We start from the raw sequence: 15,861 nt of genomic DNA, 5'->3' as shown, positions 1-15,861 counted from the left end.
TTGAACGATCCTCAGTCGTGGGTAAAACCGTTAACGCGTATCCCTTCCAGTTTGCAACCGCTCGTTGCTACGCAGAAAAAACATTATGGCGATGTGCTGCATCCCACGCGCTGGTGGGGGCGGATGCCGTTCCTGTTCTGGCTGGTGGCGCTGTTTGTCGGGTTTCTGGAGCGTAAAAAGGCGCGCCTGTCGCCGGTGATGCGCGCGCTGTTGATGACTCGCGTTTCTCAGGTGTGCCACTGCGCTTTCTGCGTTGACGCCAACAGTTTACGGCTGGCTGAACGCTGCGGCGCGCTGGATAAAGTCTTACAGGTTGCCAACTGGCAAGAATCAACGCTATTTAGCGCAGAAGAACGTGTAGGGCTGGCCTATGCTGATGCGGTCACCGCAACGCCACCACAGGTTGACGATGCGCTGAAAGCGCAGATGAAGCAGTATTTTACCGATGACGCCATTACTGAAATGACCGCGCTGATTGCGTTTCAAAATCTCTCGGCGCGTTTTAATGCCGCTCTCGATATTCCCTCCCAGGGACTGTGCGACAGTTTTAAAGGACGCCCGCATGCTTGACCGCCATCTTCATCCGCGATTAAAACCGCTTTTGCATCGCTGCGTGGGCATCATTGATCAACCGGCGATTACCCCGGACGGACTTACGCTGGTCGGTTTTGCTATTGGCGTGCTGGCGTTGCCATTTCTGGCGTTAGGCTGGTATATGGCGGCGCTGGTGGCCATTGTACTCAATCGGCTGTTTGACGGGCTGGATGGGGCGCTGGCACGGCGCAGAGGACTAACGGACGCGGGAGGATTTCTCGATATCTCGCTCGATTTTCTGTTTTACGCCTTAGTGCCGTTTGGTTTTATTCTTGCTGCGCCGGCGCAAAATGCGCTGGCAGGCGGTTGGCTGTTGTTCGCGTTTATTGGCACCGGCAGCAGCTTTCTGGCCTTCGCCGCGCTGGCAGCAAAGCATCAGATTGATAACCCCGGTTATGCGCATAAATCGTTTTATTATCTGGGCGGACTGACTGAAGGAACCGAGACGATTTTGCTGTTTGTGTTGGGATGTCTGTTCCCGGAATATTTTGCCGTAATGGCGTGGGTCTTTGGCGCGCTGTGCTGGATGACGACGTTCACCCGGATCTGGAGCGGATATCTGACGCTGAAAGCGGTCCAGCGTCAGGCGTAACGTAGTGCGTTGCCGGATGCGCTTCGCTTATTCGGCCTACAACGATGGTTTATGTAGGCTGGGTAAAGCGTTCTCGCTGCATCCGGCAAAAATGACAATCTTACTTGCTGGCGTCCGGACCCCGTTCACCGCTGGCGATCGGGTTTTTCGGAGAGCTGCTCCACTCATACCAGCCGCCGTCGTAGACGGAGACGTTTTTCCAGCCCATTGCGCGGGCATACATAAACGTTTCCGAAGCACGCCAGCCGGTACCACAATAGAATGAGACCTGTTGCTGTGGCAGGATATTCCATTGCTTCCACATGGTGGCGATGTCATCGGCGCTGCGCATGGTGCCATCCGGATTATGGAAATCTTCCATGTGGGTGGAGTCGCTGCCTGCATGGCCCCAACGCGCCCCTGCGATCTCACCTTTTGGCTTAATGTAGCTATAGCCGCTGGTCGTACCGATAAATTCCGGCCATGAACGAATGCTCACCAAAGACGCATCCTGGCGATGCAGCAGACCGCGAGCCTGTTCCATATCCAGCATCAGCTGCGGTTGGGCAGGGATCGTCACGCCGAAATCAGGTTCAGGCTTCACCGTTGGTGCCGTACCGCGTTCGACCGGTAAACCTGAGTCAGACCAGGTCTGCCAGCCGCCGTCGAGCAGACGAACATCTTTCACACCTGCATACAGCATAATTTGTGCCACGCGCGCGGCGGCGTAGACATCGCGGCCGTATAAAATCACCGTGGTGTCGTGGCGGATGCCGTGTTTCGCCAGCATCGCTTTGAGCTGCGCGTCGGACACTTTATTCCACAGCGGTTCGCTTTCGACTTCGTTGGTATCAATGTAGCCCGCGCCAGGGATATGGCTGAGCAGATACAACTTCGGCGCGCCCCAGGCGGCTTCAATCACTTTCCAGTCACCGGCCGGTTTGGCGGTTACCTCTTTACCCTGCTGAAGGTCGTGCAGCCACTGCGGGTAAACCAACTGTTCGAAGTGCGGCAGACGTTGCAGGCGGGCAGGGTCCGTAAGCGCATCGCTGAGGGTTGAGATAGCGTTAAAGCCGACTTTCTGCAGGCGGGATTTGACGGCCTGCATGTCAGTATCGCTGCCATACAATGCCACCGGCGCGTCGGTTTTCAGGTGATGTGCTTTAACCCAGGCGCTGAGTTGTTCATCATTCATCTTGTCGAGCCAGGCGGCAGACAGGTTCAGTGCGGAAGGCTCGTGTCCTGAAGGACCATTAAGCGATTGCGGCCAGCCGTTGTAAAAAGCGCTCTGACGGGTATCGATCGCCGCGCCTTGCTTTTGCTGTAACTGGTTGAGGGTGAGCGTCTGTGCTGTTTCAGCAGCCCAGGAAGAAGCGCAAGCGAGCCCTAAAGCCAGTGCCAGCGCGGTCATTTGAGAAACACGTTTCATCGAATAGCCCGACGTTGAAAAAGAGGACGACATTCTGTGCCGCCAGTCAAGTAAAAACCTTGCGTTAACGCAGCATATCGCCACATTCACGCCCAGTTTTCCATCTGTAATACGCGACCTGCTGGCGGAACGTCCTGCGCATCGTGGGTAACCTGGACCACCGGAATACCCAGTTTACGCACCTCGGTGAAGACCCACTGGCGAAAGGTATCGCGCAGCGACGCATCCAGCCGGCTAAAGGGTTCATCGAGTAACAGCGCCTGGGGTTGCGCCAGCAGCGCGCGAAGCAGGGCGACACGCGAGCGTTGCCCGCCGGAGAGCGAAGCCGGATCGCGTGAATAAAATCCTGCCAGGCCCGCGCGTGCGAGGGCGCTTTCCACCTCATGGCGTCTGGCGGGACCTTGCACGCTGGCGGGTAAGGCCAGCAGTAAATTCTGCCCAACGCTGAAATGGTCAAACAGCAGCGCATCCTGAAACAGAATGCCAATCTGGCGCTGCGCAGTAGGCAGTGTGTCTACGCGCTGTTCGTTGAGCCACAGTTCGCCTGACGCCTGAAACTGAGGAGACAACGCCCCGATCATCCACGAAAATAGCGAAGACTTACCGCTGCCGGAAGGGCCCATAATAGTGACAATGTCACTTTTATTAACCTGGAAATTAACGTCCTTTAGTAGCGCTGTCGTACCCTGGTACAACGAAACGCCTTGTACAGTGAGCATTAGCGGAGTCCTTGTCGAAAGCGGCCAATCCACGCAGCAAGAAACGCCGCCAGTGCGAAAATTATAAGCGGTAACAGAAGCTGCCATAGCGCCTGGGTTGCCAGAATGGCGGCGCTACCGCCGCTGCTTAATGCCACCGCTTCGGTGGTCAGCGTGGGATAGCGCCCGGCGCCTAACCACAGTGTCGGCATATACTGGGCGATACTGACTGAGAACCCTACCGCGAAGGCAACCAGCGCCGGGCGCGCCAGCTGCGGACATTTTACTTGCCAGAATATGCGGCCCCGGGTCCAACCCAGCGTTTGCGCAATCAAAATCAATCGTGGGTCAATGCGTTGCCACGCCGGTTTGAGCACAAACAGCATCCATGGCATCACCCACAGCAGGTGTCCCCAGACAATGGTTATCATCAGCCCATCCTGTCCGGCATATAACGCCAACAGATACTGTCCAGTTACCAGCGGCAGCGCAGGCAAAATGAGCGGTAGCCAGACCCAACGGTGTCCGGTTTGCGGACCCCATTCCAGCCAGGCAAAAAGTATCAGCAGCGCCAGCACGCTGGAGATAAGCCCCAGTTGCAGGCTAGTGCAGAGCGCCTCACTATTTAGCGACGAATAGCTGGCGATCAGCGCCAGAACCAGCGCGCACACCACACCGCCAAAGGGCAAAAGTTGTACCAGCGAACGGCCGATTGTACAGGATGAAAAACGCAGGCGTTCCCCGTTTACTGCGGGAATAGTGCGTTGCCAGGCGCGCCAGAGCAGATACCCCGCCAGCGCGATGATGAGTAGCAGCAGTACCAGCAGCAGGCTGGCGAGTGCTCCTTTAGCCTGTTGCTCGGCATCGCCCTGACTGAGCCATTGCCAGCTCAACACGGCAAGCGTTGGTGGGTTTCCGGGACCAAGGACGATTGCTACATCCACTACCGAGAGCGACCAGGCGACAATCGCCAGCATGGCTTTGCCTAACGCGGGGGCGAGAGAGGGCAGAACCAGCCAGTTCAGGCATTGCAGTCGGCTGTAACCCAGCGAATCCAGGACGATAACCTGCTGCGAAAGCTGTTTTTCACTCAGCAGAGCTGAGAGGATCCATAACAAAAAGGCACTCTCTTTTACCGCCAGCGTCACGCCAAGCCCAATGCCGTAGCGGTCAGGCTGGGAGCTGAGAAACGGGAGCCATTGCCAGAGCATGCCGCCTTCGGCAAAAACCAGCAGCACGCTGGTGGCGAAGGCAACATGTGGAATCGCCAGCAGCCACGGAAGACGCGTGCACAGACGCGCCCAGCCTGCGCCGGGCCATAAGGCGAGGATCGCCAGCAGGGCGATGATCAGCGCGCCACCAGCCGCTAGGCTTACGGAAACCAGCGTTGCCAGTAACGCCTGCGGGAGTTGAGGATCGCTAAATAGCGCCAGCCAGTGTCTGGTGCTCAGCGCCGGCGTTATCAGAGAAAAAGCCGCTGGCGCCAGCGGCAGATAAACGCCCGCCATGATGGCCCAGAGTAGCAGAATTAATGTGTACCGTAGCGGCGTAGCCATTCTTGTTCCAGAGCGTTTACCCATGCAGCATGCGGTTCTGGTAGCATGGCAGGGAGCCCTTGTGGGATCCGCGCCAGCAGCGCATTACGCTGGTCGACAGGCAATTTTTGTGGATCAAGCACCGAAGGATCTCCCCAGACTGACGGGTCGGCTTTACGCAGCTGCGCTTCGGGTGAAAGCAGGAAATTTGCCACGACTTTCGCTCCGGCGCTGGCACGCGCATTCGCTGGAATGGTGACAAAATGCACGTTGCCGAGCATGCCCTGTGAGAAACCAAAACTATAGCTGCTTTTGGGTAATTCACCGCTGGCCACTTTTTGCTGCGCGTGGGCAGGATTAAAGGTCATTGATAAACGCAGGGTGCCACCGTTGAGCAGCGCATCCATTCGCGCGGGCGTGGGCGGAAAATCTTTACCTTCGCGCCACAGGGCAGGATGCAAAGCATCAAGGTAATGCCACAATGGAGCGGTAACGTCGGCGAATGTGGACGCATTGGGCGCTATTTTCAGCGCCTGCGGCTTGTTGGTGAGCGAAATTAACAACTGCTCAAGAAAAGCCGTTCCGGTAAAGTCTGGCGGACGCGGATAGGTCACTGTGCCAGGGTGCGCTTGGGCAAACTCAAGCAGTGCCTGCGGGGATTGCGGCGGCTGCGCGGTGAGATCGTGCCTGGCAATAAAGGTAAGCTGTGCGCCGCCCCACGGTGATTCAGCCCCCTCCGTTGGAATGGAAAAGTCTTCGTTCACCGGTTTCTGGGTATCAACATAGCGCCAGTTAGGCAGCGTTTGCGCCCACTGGGTCTGTAGCAGCCCGGCTTCTTTCAGCGTGCGGAAATTTTCGCCGTTCACCCACAGTAAATCGACCGAGCCACCGGTTTTTCGCCCGGATGCCGCTTCCGTCTGGATACGTTTTACGGCGTCGGCGGCATCCGCCAGGCGTACGATTTTCAGGTTAATGGCATAGTGCGTTTTCATCTCGCCGCTAACCCAGTCGAGATACTGGTTAACTGCGTTGTCGCCACCCCAGGCGTTGAACCACACCGTCTGACCGCGGGCGTCATTTTTGATTTGCTGCCAACTGGCGTCCTCGGCGAAAGCCGCCAGCGGAGAGAGCAGCAAACTCAGGCACAATAAGCAGTAACGCATAATATCTCCCTTGCTAAAAATGGGGGAAAGACTCAGGTCTTTTTCCGTTGATGCTCAAGATAAAGGCTTCTGGCCACGGCAATCACCACGCTCAGAGCGAACAGGATGAACAGGCCGGTAACAAACCAAAATGTGCCGCCGGTTAACAGGCTACCAGCCCATGAATAGACGATAGTGGCCGGTAACTGACCGATGCCGGTGGCGATGAAGAAATGGCGAAAACGAATCGAGGTCAGGCCTGCTGCGTAGCTTACCGGGTCGAACGGCACAAAAGGTAACAGGCGACAGACAAGAATTGTGTGCTTGCCATAGCGCTCGAAAAAAGTGTCCATGTTGTTCAGCACCGTTTTTCCGGTCAGTTTTTCCACCGCGCTGCGACCTAAAACGCGGGCAATAAAAAAGCACAGCGCCGCGCCTGCCATCGCGCTGCTCCAGGACAGAACGCTGCCCCAAAATGCGCCAAACAGCGAGGCATTGGCAAAGGTGATCACAAAGGCGGGAAGCGGCGCGACGATGGCCTGTAAGATCATCAGGAAGAACGACACGACCGCCGCCAGGGTTCCGTAAGAACGAATGAAGTTCTCAAGAGCATGCTGATCGAGCGTGGTAAATGCCGCCAGACTGACGTGAAGAAAATCACTCACGCCAGGTATCCACGCCCACGCCATCAGGGCGAGCAGCAGCAGGGCAAGCAAGCTAATACGGTAATAGCGTGTCCGCCGCGCTTTATTCATCTTGATCATTTACCCGCGTACTCGTGACCGGGCGCCGGATCGACATGTTTATGCCGGGCCCAGGCTTTGGCGGCCTGAACGAGGACGAATAGCGCCAGCCCCGCAACGCTGAGCTTACCGATAAATGCCCAGCTAATCCCTTCGCTGGCCAGTTCGTGCGACATCAGCGTATAGATAAAGATGCCGGGCAAGGTGGTTAGCGCAGATATCACGGTAAATGACCAGAACGGAATGGCCGTCAGCCCATAGGCATAGTTTTGAATGTTATAGGGGAACAGTGGCACGAGCCGGGTCAGGATCAGAAAGTCTACTCCGCTATGGGCAATGCCTTTTTCGATAGCCTGAAACGCTGCCGTGTGGCCAACGTATTTCAGCAGTAATTCCCGGCCAAGCCAGCGAGCCAGCATAAACGACAGCGCCGAAGCCATGGTTGCCGCCACTAACGAGATAAGCGTCCCTGTCACCGGGCCAAACAGCACACCGCCGACGATCACCAGGATGCTGCCAGGGATCAGACACAGCGCGGCAACTATAAACAACAGGATATAAAGGGTATAGCCGAACAGGCCGCTTTGGCGGATGACATCTTGTAAATGATGGAAATTGGTGATCAGATCGGTCAGACCGTAATGATGGAAAACTCCCGCCAGAACGCAGAACAATACCGCAACAATTAGCAGCCGGTATTCTGCGTTATGCGAACTTCTTTTTCATGGGGGTTCTCCTGTAAAACCGAGTGCAATGTAGCGTTTTCGTCAGCGAAAAGTGCGCGCGAAGATATAATAAATTTCCGGCCGCAACAATGTATTACCGTGGCTTTATTGATTTTGCACAGAATAAACAGACTCTCCAGGCCAGGCCCGGAGAGTGAAAATACACAGACGATCAGACGCGGAATTTAGCCCATACAGGCGCATGGTCGGACGGCTTTTCCATGCTGCGGATTTCATAGTCGATGCCGGTTTCTTCGCAGCGCTCCGCCAGCGGTTTGCTCGCCAGCAGCAGATCGATACGCAGGCCACGGTTATCGTCAAAGCCTTTTGAGCGGTAATCAAACCACGAGAACTGGTCGTTCTTTTCAGGCCAGGCGTGACGGTAGGTATCTACCAGGCCCCAGCCCAGCAGACGCTCCATCCACTCGCGCTCTTCTGGCAGGAAGGAACATTTGCCGGTACGCAGCCAGCGTTTACGGTTCTCTTCGCCAATACCGATATCGAGGTCGGTTGGGCTGATATTCATATCGCCCATGATCAATACCGGATTGTCGCGCTTCAGTTCAGTCTCCAGATAGTTTTGTAGGTTCTGATAAAACGCGGCTTTGGCCGGGAACTTGGTTTCATGGTCTCGGCTTTCGCCCTGCGGGAAATAGCCGTTGATCACCGTGATGCTGCCCAGAGGCGACGGAATTTCTGCCATGATGATACGACGCTGCGCTTCTTCACCATCACCCGGGAAGCCACGACGCACCGCAATCGGCGTTTCTTTCGTTAATAGTGCTACGCCGTAGTGGCCTTTCTGACCGTGATAAAAGACGTTATAACCCAGCTTTGCTACCTCTTCGAGAGGGAACATATCGTCGTGGACTTTTGTCTCCTGTAAGCCAATAACATCCGGTTGGTGTTTTTCGACAATGGCTGCCAGTTGATGGGGACGGGCACGCAGGCCGTTGATATTAAAAGAGACAAATTTCATAGTCGCTGCCACTTTGCAAGATGAATAGTGCAAGGATGGTAGCAGAATTTCTGCAGGCTGACTGCTTCTTGTCACCTGATTCCAACAATGATTGCTAATGGTGTTAACGATGGAGCAAAAACTGCACCGTTTTGGCGCGTAGCGCGTCGGAATAGAGCAATAATTTCCGATAAATTTCGTATACGATCACAATTCCAGAATTATATTTGGCGACTGAATAAAATTGCGTTTTTTCCTCTGTTTAGTCATCCGGTACGCAAACATATTCACTTTATATGCACATACAGTGAATATCGTTAGGTTGTAACTCGTTGATATTCCGTCACCGCCCTCCGTTTATGCACTTTTTTCGCTGGCTGGCACGAAGCCTGCAATCTACATTTACACCGCAAACACTATATTTATTAACATATAAATAACCTTTTATTTACCGTTGAGGTCGCTATGTCTCTGTCAATTACGCGTGAAAATTTTGATGAATGGATGATGCCCGTATACGCTCCGGCCCCTTTTATTCCGGTGCGTGGCGAAGGTTCACGTCTGTGGGATCAGCAGGGTAAAGAGTATATCGATTTCGCGGGAGGCATTGCGGTTAACGCGCTGGGTCATGCACATCCGGCATTGCGCGAGGCATTAAACGACCAGGCGAGCAAATTCTGGCATACGGGAAATGGCTACACCAACGAGCCGGTGCTGCGCCTGGCGAAAAAGCTGATTGATGCCACTTTTGCCGAGCGCATTTTCTTCTGTAACTCTGGCGCAGAAGCTAACGAAGCGGCATTAAAACTGGCACGTAAATATGCCCACGATCGTTTTGGTAGCCAGAAGAGCGGCATTGTGGCGTTTAAAAATGCTTTCCATGGTCGCACGCTGTTTACCGTCAGTGCCGGAGGACAACCCGCCTATTCACAGGACTTCGCGCCGCTGCCGCCGGATATCCGCCATGCCGTGTATAACGATCTCGACTCTGCCAGCCAACTGATTGATGACAACACCTGTGCGGTTATTGTGGAGCCGGTGCAGGGGGAAGGCGGCGTAGTGCCGGCAACAAACGCCTTTTTGCAGGGGCTGCGTGAATTATGCGATCGCCATAATGCGCTGTTGATTTTTGATGAAGTTCAGACCGGAGTTGGTCGTACCGGCGAACTGTATGCCTACATGCACTACGGCGTTACGCCAGACCTGCTGACGACAGCAAAAGCGCTGGGCGGTGGTTTTCCCATCGGCGCACTGCTGGCGACAGAGCGTTGCGCCAGTGTGATGACGGTCGGTACGCACGGTACAACCTACGGCGGAAACCCGCTGGCCACTGCGGTGGCGGGAAAACTGCTGGAAATTGTTAACACGCCGGAAGTGCTTAACGGAGTGAAACAGCGTCACGACTGGTTTGTGGAGCGTATTAACGCTATTAACGAACGTTTTGGACTGTTTAGTGAAATTCGTGGACTCGGACTGCTGATTGGCTGTGTGCTGAACGCGGAATTTGCCGGGAAAGCAAAACTCATCTCGCAAGAAGCGGCGGTTGCCGGAGTGATGGTGCTGATTGCTGGCGCTAATGTGGTGCGGTTTGCGCCAGCGTTAAACGTCAGCGAAGAAGAAATCGCCACCGGACTGGATCGCTTTGCGCTGGCCTGCGAACGCATTAAAGCAGGAGGTTCATCATGATGGTGATTCGTCCCATTGAACGTGCTGATATCACGGCGCTGATGCAGCTTGCCAGTAAGACCGGCGGCGGGTTGACCTCGCTACCGGCGAATGAAGCTACGCTGATGGCGCGTATCGAACGTTCGCTACAAACCTGGCGCGGTGAGTTGCCCAAAAGTGAGCAGGGATATGTGTTTGTGCTTGAAGACAGCGCCAGCGGAACCGTGGCAGGGATTTGCGCCATTGAGGTGGCGGTGGGGCTTAACGATCCCTGGTACAACTACCGGGTCGGTACTCTGGTGCACGCCTCGAAAGAGCTGAACGTGTATAACGCGCTGCCGACGCTGTTTCTGAGTAACGATCACACGGGCAGTAGCGAACTTTGTTCTCTGTTTCTCGATCCGGACTGGCGTAAAGAAGGCAACGGCTATTTGTTGTCGAAGTCGCGCTTTATGTTTATGGCGGCCTTTCGTGACCGGTTCAATGAGAAGGTCGTGGCCGAGATGCGCGGCGTGATCGATGAACACGGCTACTCTCCGTTTTGGCAAAGCCTCGGCAAACGTTTTTTCTCAATGGAGTTCAGCCGGGCGGATTTTCTCTGCGGAACCGGGCAAAAAGCCTTTATTGCTGAACTGATGCCTAAGCATCCGATTTATACCCATTTCCTGTCTGACGAAGCGCAAAGCGTGATTGGTCAGGTGCATCCGCAAACGGCTCCTGCGCGGGCGGTGCTGGAGAAAGAAGGATTTCGCTACCGCAACTATGTCGATATTTTCGACGGCGGACCGACCCTGGAATGCGATATTGACCGGGTACGGGCTATCCGTAAGAGCAGGCTGGTGGAGGTGGCTGAAGGGCAGCCTGCGCCGGGCGACTATCCTGCTTGTCTGGTTGCCAATGAAAATTATCAAAACTTCCGCGTCATGTTGGTTCGTGCCGACCCGGATACTCAGCGTCTGGTACTGACGGCGGCGCAACTTGACGCCCTGAAATGTCACGCGGGCGACCATGTACGTTTTGTGCGTCTTTGTGCAGAGGAGAAAACAGCATGACATTATGGATAAACGGCGACTGGGTGACGGGGCTGGGCGAGCGTCGGGTGAAAACCAATCCCGTAAGGGGTGATGTACTGTGGCAGGGCAATGATGCCGATGCAGCCCAGGTGGCGCAGGCGTGCCGGGCCGCGCGCGCAGCCTTTGCCAGTTGGGCTAAACAGCCCTTTGGCGCACGCCAGGCCATTGTTGAAAAATTTGCCTCATTGCTGGAAAGCAATAAAGCCGAACTCACACAGATTATCGCCCGGGAAACCGGCAAACCCCGTTGGGAAGCCGCTACGGAACTGACGGCGATGATCAATAAAATTGCCATCTCCGTGAAAGCCTGGCATGCGCGTACTGGAGAGCAGCACAGCGAATTACCGGATGGTGCAGCGACGTTGCGCCATCGCCCGCACGGCGTGCTGGCGGTTTTTGGCCCGTATAACTTCCCCGGCCATTTACCCAATGGTCATATTGTTCCGGCACTGCTGGCAGGCAACACATTGATTTTCAAACCCAGCGAGCTGACGCCGTGGACCGGTGAAGCCGTGACAAAGCTGTGGGAGCAGGCGGGATTGCCGCCGGGCGTGCTGAACCTGGTGCAGGGCGGTCGCGATACGGGACAGGCGCTGAGCGCGCAGGACGATCTCGATGGTCTGCTGTTTACCGGTAGTGCCAATACTGGTTATCAACTGCATCGACAGCTATCCGGCCAGCCGGAAAAAATCCTCGCTCTGGAGATGGGGGGCAACAACCCGCTGATTATTGAGAACCCGGAAGATATTGATGCCGCAGTGCATCTGACTATTCAATCCGCGTTTGTCACCGCCGGACAGCGTTGTACCTGCGCCCGTCGCCTGTTAGTTAAAAAAGGCGCGCAGGGGGATGCGTTCCTGACGCGTCTGGTGGACGTCAGCCAGCGTTTAATGCCCGGCAACTGGGATGCAGAACCGCAGCCATTTATTGGCGGGCTGATTTCCGAACAGGCCGCGCGGCATGTCTATGATGCCTGGCAGCGTCTGGAGTCGTTAGGAGGCCGGACGCTGTTAGCGCCACGTCTGGTGCAAGCCGGAACGTCACTGCTCACCCCAGGGATCATCGAACTGACCGGGGCGGCGAACGTACCCGATGAAGAGGTCTTTGGACCGCTGCTTGGCGTCTGGCGTTATGACAGCTTTGATGACGCAATTCGTATGGCGAACAACACCCGCTTTGGATTGTCGTGTGGGTTGGTTTCCCCCGATCGCAACCAGTTTGATCAACTGCTGCTCGAGGCGCGGGCCGGGATCGTCAACTGGAATAAGCCGTTAACCGGCGCGGCGAGTACAGCGCCGTTTGGCGGCGTTGGCGCATCCGGGAACCATCGCGCCAGCGCGTGGTATGCCGCAGATTATTGCGCCTGGCCGATGGCAAGTCTGGAATCACCGGCCCTAACGCTGCCAACGACGCTTAGCCCCGGCCTGGATTTTTCTCGCGAGGATAAGCTATGAAAGCCCGTGAGGTAAATTTTGATGGTCTGGTGGGGCTGACCCACCACTATGCGGGGCTGTCATTTGGTAATGAGGCCTCAACCAAACATCGTTTTCAGGTATCGAACCCGCGTCTGGCGGCGAAGCAGGGTCTGCTAAAGATGAAAGCGCTGGCGGATGCGGGATTTCCCCAGGCGGTGATCCCGCCTCATGAGCGGCCGTATATTCCGGTGCTGCGTCAGTTGGGCTTTACCGGCCGCGACGAACAGATACTGGAGAACGTGGCGCGTCAGGCGCCTCACTGGCTCTCCAGCGCCAGCTCCGCATCGTCTATGTGGGTGGCGAATGCGGCAACGGTCTGCCCTTCAGCCGATGCGCTGGACGGGAAAGTGCATCTGACGGTGGCGAATCTGAATAATAAGTTTCACCGTTCGCTGGAAGCGCCGACCACCGAAGCGTTGTTACGGGCGATTTTCCGTGATGAGAATAGGTTTACGGTCCACGGTGCGTTACCCCAGGTTGCACTATTCGGTGATGAAGGTGCGGCAAACCATAACCGCCTCGGCGGGGATTACGGCGACCCTGGCGTACAGCTGTTTGTTTACGGTCGTGAAGAAGGGAATGCGTCCCATCCGAAGCGCTATCCGGCGAGGCAATCCCGTGAGGCCAGCGAGGCGGTTGCCCGACTGAATCAGGTTAACCCGCATCAGCGCATTTTTGCCCAGCAAAACCCGGACGTTATCGATCTTGGCGTGTTTCATAACGATGTGATTGCGGTGTCGAATCGCCAGGTACTGTTTTGTCATCAGCTGGCGTTTGTCAGACAGCAGGCGTTGTTCGAGCAGTTACGCAGTCAGGTGGCAGGTTTTACCCCGCTGGAAGTCCCGGCTGCGGAAGTGTCGGTGCAGGATGCGGTGACTACCTATCTGTTTAACAGCCAGTTACTGAGCCGTGATGACGGTTCGATGATGCTGGTCCTGCCGCAGGAGTGTCGGGAGCATGCGGGCGTGTGGCGGTATTTGAACCGTCTGCTCGAGGAAGACAATCCGATCGATGACCTGCAGGTATTCGATCTGCGTGAAAGTATGTCCAACGGCGGCGGTCCGGCATGTCTGCGCCTGAGAGTGGTGCTTACGCCACAGGAGCTGCAGGCCGTAAATCCGGCGGTTATCATGAACGATACGCTGTTTAACACGCTGAATAATTGGGTCGACCGTTACTATCGCGATCGTCTTACCGCCGCCGACCTTGCCGACCCGCAGCTGTTACGTGAGGGGCGTGAAGCGCTGGATACGTTGACGCAATTGCTCAACCTCGGCTCTGTGTATCCCTTCCAGCAGGAGAGGACCCGCCATGGATAATTTTCTGGCCCAGACGCTGGCAGGGATAACCCCCGAGACAACCGAGGGCACAGCTCGCGGCTTTTCCTGGCAGTGGATTGGTCACGGAATTCTGGAGCTGACGCCGGACACTCCGGCGGAATATTCGCTGGTGCTGTCTGCGGGGATCCACGGTAATGAAACGGCCCCGGTAGAGATACTTGATTCAATTCTCTCCAGGCTGTTTAGCGGTGAACTAACGCTGACATGGCGGCTGCTGGTGATTCTGGGGAACCCGCAGGCGCTGGCGGCGGGACAACGTTATTGTCATAGCGACCTGAACCGTATGTTTGGCGGCCGTTGGCAGATTTTTGCCGCGAGTGAAGAAACGCACCGAGCCCATCAGCTTGAGCTGTGTCTGGAGGATTTTTATTCGCGGGCGAAAGAGCCAGTACGCTGGCATCTGGATCTGCACACCGCGATTCGCGGCTCGCAGCATCTGCGCTTTGGCGTGTTGCCACAACGCAACGTTGCCTGGGACGAAGATTTTTTGGGATGGCTGGGAGAGGCAGGGCTGGAGGCGCTGGTTTTCCATCAGACACCTGGCGGCACGTTCACCCATTTTAGCGCTGAACATTTTGGCGCGCTGGCCTGCACGCTGGAACTGGGTAAAGCGCTGCCGTTTGGACAAAACGATCTGACTCAGTTTGCGCAGACGGCAGATGCGCTGGCGAAGCTGCTAAAGGGCGAGCGAATGTCACTGGGAGAAACATCTCCGCTGCGTTACCGCGTGGTGTCGCAAATCACGCGGCGTAGCGACGATTTCATTCTTCACATGGATAACCAGACGCTCAACTTTACCCCTTTTACAGAGGGCACCTTGCTGGCGCAGGACGGTGATGAACGTTTTACCGTCACCCATGATGTTGAATACGTTCTCTTTCCAAATCCAAACGTGGCCTGTGGTTTACGTGCCGGATTGATGCTCGAAAAATTGTGACAAATATATATGCCCTTTTGGTTTATCCCTAAGGGCTTATTTTTACGTGCTGTTTTTATTTATTACGGATTATTCCTGGTGAATTGCTTTCTTAATAATCAGGGATGAGGTATAGTTCTTCATAATCCCTTCAAAATCATCCCGTTGTAATTTTTTATTGCAACTCTGCGCAATTTATTCTTTTTTTCTCCATAATTGATGAAAGTTTGTTTTTTACACTTTCATTGTTTTACCGTTGCTCTGATTAATTGACGCTTAAGCCGGTAAAGTTAATCTCGTCAACACGACATCACATTGCATAAGAGTCGCATGAGTGTCGTAAAAATAACTGAAAGAAAGGATAGAAATTATGCGTAAACTGACTGCTCTGTTTGTTGCCTCTACCCTGGCGCTGGGCGCTGCTAACCTGGCCCACGCCGCTGACACGACAACAGCTGCGCCAGCTGATGCCAAACCAATGATGCACCACAACGGTAAGTTTGCCCCGCATCATGACATGATGTTTAAAGACCTGAACCTGACCGATGCGCAGAAACAGCAGATTCGCGAGATCATGAAAGGTCAGCGCGATCAGATGAAACGTCCGCCGCTGGAAGAGCGCCGCGCAATGCACGACATCATCGCCAGCGATAGCTTCGATAAAGCGAAAGCGGAAGCGCAGATTGCGAAGATGGAAGAACAGCGCAAAGCCAACATGCTGGCGCACATGGAAACTCAGAACAAGATTTACAACATTCTGACCCCGGAACAGAAAAAGCAGTTTAATGCCAATTTTGAGAAGCGTCTGACAGAACGTGCCGCGCAGAAGGGTAAAATGCCGCAAGCTGCTGAGTAATCTTTCAGCGTCTACACTATATCATTCACGCTGTGTGGGCTGATTGCCGCACAGTGTGAAACCAAACTCAAGACCGCCGCTCTTGTCCACAACACGTTTAACGAGGTGGGCAGGATCGGCGGTTTTTTCTTTGCTGCCTCT

The 15,861-nt window shown here is 55.1% G+C and carries 15 protein-coding genes; 8 read left to right on the top strand and 7 right to left on the bottom strand.

Features of this window, described 5'->3' with window-relative positions; all coding sequences use genetic code 11:
* Positions 1 to 570 carry a carboxymuconolactone decarboxylase family protein gene (locus HV243_RS14650; RefSeq protein ID WP_016156315.1) on the top strand — a complete coding sequence of 190 codons (570 nt, stop codon included), beginning with the start codon at positions 1 to 3 and terminating at the stop codon, positions 568 to 570.
* Entirely contained in the window at positions 563 to 1,186 is a 624-nt protein-coding gene (locus tag HV243_RS14645) for a CDP-alcohol phosphatidyltransferase family protein (protein WP_047358607.1), read from the top strand. The genes HV243_RS14650 and HV243_RS14645 overlap by 8 nt, the downstream gene beginning before the upstream one ends.
* 100 nt (positions 1,187 to 1,286) lie before the next feature.
* Here HV243_RS14645 and HV243_RS14640 read toward each other — a convergent pair whose 3' ends face one another.
* The 7 genes from HV243_RS14640 to xthA form a co-directional block, all read right to left on the bottom strand.
* Positions 1,287 to 2,594 (bottom strand): sulfurtransferase, encoded by a 1,308-nt coding sequence (locus HV243_RS14640; RefSeq protein ID WP_053389188.1) that lies wholly within the window; start codon positions 2,592 to 2,594, stop codon positions 1,287 to 1,289.
* An 86-nt stretch (positions 2,595 to 2,680) separates the two neighbouring features.
* Positions 2,681 to 3,313 (bottom strand): ATP-binding cassette domain-containing protein, encoded by a 633-nt coding sequence (locus tag HV243_RS14635; RefSeq protein WP_047498882.1) that lies wholly within the window; start codon positions 3,311 to 3,313, stop codon positions 2,681 to 2,683.
* The gene (locus HV243_RS14630; protein WP_053389175.1) at positions 3,313 to 4,848 is read right to left on the bottom strand and encodes a thiamine ABC transporter permease; all 1,536 of its coding nucleotides are present in this window, start codon (positions 4,846 to 4,848) and stop codon (positions 3,313 to 3,315) included. The genes HV243_RS14635 and HV243_RS14630 overlap by 1 nt, the downstream gene beginning before the upstream one ends.
* Positions 4,821 to 5,990: an ABC transporter substrate-binding protein gene (locus tag HV243_RS14625; RefSeq protein ID WP_053389174.1), complete on the bottom strand. Its 1,170-nt coding sequence runs from the start codon at positions 5,988 to 5,990 to the stop codon at positions 4,821 to 4,823. The genes HV243_RS14630 and HV243_RS14625 overlap by 28 nt, the downstream gene beginning before the upstream one ends.
* A 32-nt stretch (positions 5,991 to 6,022) precedes the next feature.
* Complete coding sequence (locus HV243_RS14620) at positions 6,023 to 6,733, bottom strand: TVP38/TMEM64 family protein (RefSeq protein WP_053389173.1); 711 nt, start codon at positions 6,731 to 6,733, stop codon at positions 6,023 to 6,025.
* Positions 6,730 to 7,386, bottom strand: a complete 657-nt coding sequence (locus HV243_RS14615; protein WP_181603842.1) for a TVP38/TMEM64 family protein — start codon at positions 7,384 to 7,386, stop codon at positions 6,730 to 6,732. The genes HV243_RS14620 and HV243_RS14615 overlap by 4 nt, the downstream gene beginning before the upstream one ends.
* Before the next feature lie 223 nt (positions 7,387 to 7,609).
* Positions 7,610 to 8,416 carry an exodeoxyribonuclease III gene (gene xthA / locus HV243_RS14610; RefSeq protein ID WP_016156323.1) on the bottom strand — a complete coding sequence of 269 codons (807 nt, stop codon included), beginning with the start codon at positions 8,414 to 8,416 and terminating at the stop codon, positions 7,610 to 7,612.
* A gap of 444 nt (positions 8,417 to 8,860) precedes the next feature.
* Here xthA and HV243_RS14605 point away from each other — a divergent pair, with 444 nt between their 5' ends.
* From HV243_RS14605 to spy, 6 genes are all read left to right on the top strand, one after another.
* Positions 8,861 to 10,081 carry an aspartate aminotransferase family protein gene (locus HV243_RS14605; RefSeq protein WP_047358612.1) on the top strand — a complete coding sequence of 407 codons (1,221 nt, stop codon included), beginning with the start codon at positions 8,861 to 8,863 and terminating at the stop codon, positions 10,079 to 10,081.
* Positions 10,078 to 11,112, top strand: a complete 1,035-nt coding sequence (astA, locus tag HV243_RS14600; protein WP_016152846.1) for an arginine N-succinyltransferase — start codon at positions 10,078 to 10,080, stop codon at positions 11,110 to 11,112. The genes HV243_RS14605 and astA overlap by 4 nt, the downstream gene beginning before the upstream one ends.
* Positions 11,109 to 12,587, top strand: coding sequence for a succinylglutamate-semialdehyde dehydrogenase (astD, locus tag HV243_RS14595; RefSeq protein WP_131350570.1), 1,479 nt, complete (start codon positions 11,109 to 11,111; stop codon positions 12,585 to 12,587). Before astA ends, astD begins: the two co-directional genes overlap by 4 nt.
* Positions 12,584 to 13,927, top strand: coding sequence for an N-succinylarginine dihydrolase (gene astB / locus HV243_RS14590; RefSeq protein WP_053389171.1), 1,344 nt, complete (start codon positions 12,584 to 12,586; stop codon positions 13,925 to 13,927). Before astD ends, astB begins: the two co-directional genes overlap by 4 nt.
* On the top strand, positions 13,920 to 14,885 hold the full coding sequence (astE, locus tag HV243_RS14585; protein WP_047358615.1) for a succinylglutamate desuccinylase: 966 nt from the start codon (positions 13,920 to 13,922) through the stop codon (positions 14,883 to 14,885). Before astB ends, astE begins: the two co-directional genes overlap by 8 nt.
* A 349-nt stretch (positions 14,886 to 15,234) precedes the next feature.
* Positions 15,235 to 15,720 carry an ATP-independent periplasmic protein-refolding chaperone Spy gene (gene spy, locus HV243_RS14580; RefSeq protein WP_003030629.1) on the top strand — a complete coding sequence of 162 codons (486 nt, stop codon included), beginning with the start codon at positions 15,235 to 15,237 and terminating at the stop codon, positions 15,718 to 15,720.
* Positions 15,721 to 15,861: the final 141 nt, after the last annotated feature.

The sequence above is a fragment of the Citrobacter sp. RHBSTW-00599 genome (assembly GCF_013784065.1).
Taxonomy (GTDB): Bacteria; Pseudomonadota; Gammaproteobacteria; order Enterobacterales; family Enterobacteriaceae; genus Citrobacter; species Citrobacter braakii.
This window is presented reverse-complemented; position numbering and strand designations above follow the sequence as displayed.

Bases quoted from the DNA above. Each gene is read 5' to 3' on its own strand.
- HV243_RS14625 (WP_053389174.1), bottom strand. From the start codon at position 5,990: ATGCGTTACTGCTTATTGTGCCTGAGTTTGCTGCTCTCTCCGCTGGCG.
- HV243_RS14645 (WP_047358607.1), top strand. From the start codon at position 563: ATGCTTGACCGCCATCTTCATCCGCGATTAAAACCGCTTTTGCATCGC.
- HV243_RS14635 (WP_047498882.1), bottom strand. From the start codon at position 3,313: ATGCTCACTGTACAAGGCGTTTCGTTGTACCAGGGTACGACAGCGCTA.
- xthA (WP_016156323.1), bottom strand. From the start codon at position 8,416: ATGAAATTTGTCTCTTTTAATATCAACGGCCTGCGTGCCCGTCCCCAT.
- astB (WP_053389171.1), top strand. From the start codon at position 12,584: ATGAAAGCCCGTGAGGTAAATTTTGATGGTCTGGTGGGGCTGACCCAC.
- HV243_RS14630 (WP_053389175.1), bottom strand. From the start codon at position 4,848: ATGGCTACGCCGCTACGGTACACATTAATTCTGCTACTCTGGGCCATC.
- HV243_RS14640 (WP_053389188.1), bottom strand. From the start codon at position 2,594: ATGAAACGTGTTTCTCAAATGACCGCGCTGGCACTGGCTTTAGGGCTC.
- astA (WP_016152846.1), top strand. From the start codon at position 10,078: ATGATGGTGATTCGTCCCATTGAACGTGCTGATATCACGGCGCTGATG.
- HV243_RS14620 (WP_053389173.1), bottom strand. From the start codon at position 6,733: ATGATCAAGATGAATAAAGCGCGGCGGACACGCTATTACCGTATTAGC.
- astD (WP_131350570.1), top strand. From the start codon at position 11,109: ATGACATTATGGATAAACGGCGACTGGGTGACGGGGCTGGGCGAGCGT.
- spy (WP_003030629.1), top strand. From the start codon at position 15,235: ATGCGTAAACTGACTGCTCTGTTTGTTGCCTCTACCCTGGCGCTGGGC.
- HV243_RS14605 (WP_047358612.1), top strand. From the start codon at position 8,861: ATGTCTCTGTCAATTACGCGTGAAAATTTTGATGAATGGATGATGCCC.
- astE (WP_047358615.1), top strand. From the start codon at position 13,920: ATGGATAATTTTCTGGCCCAGACGCTGGCAGGGATAACCCCCGAGACA.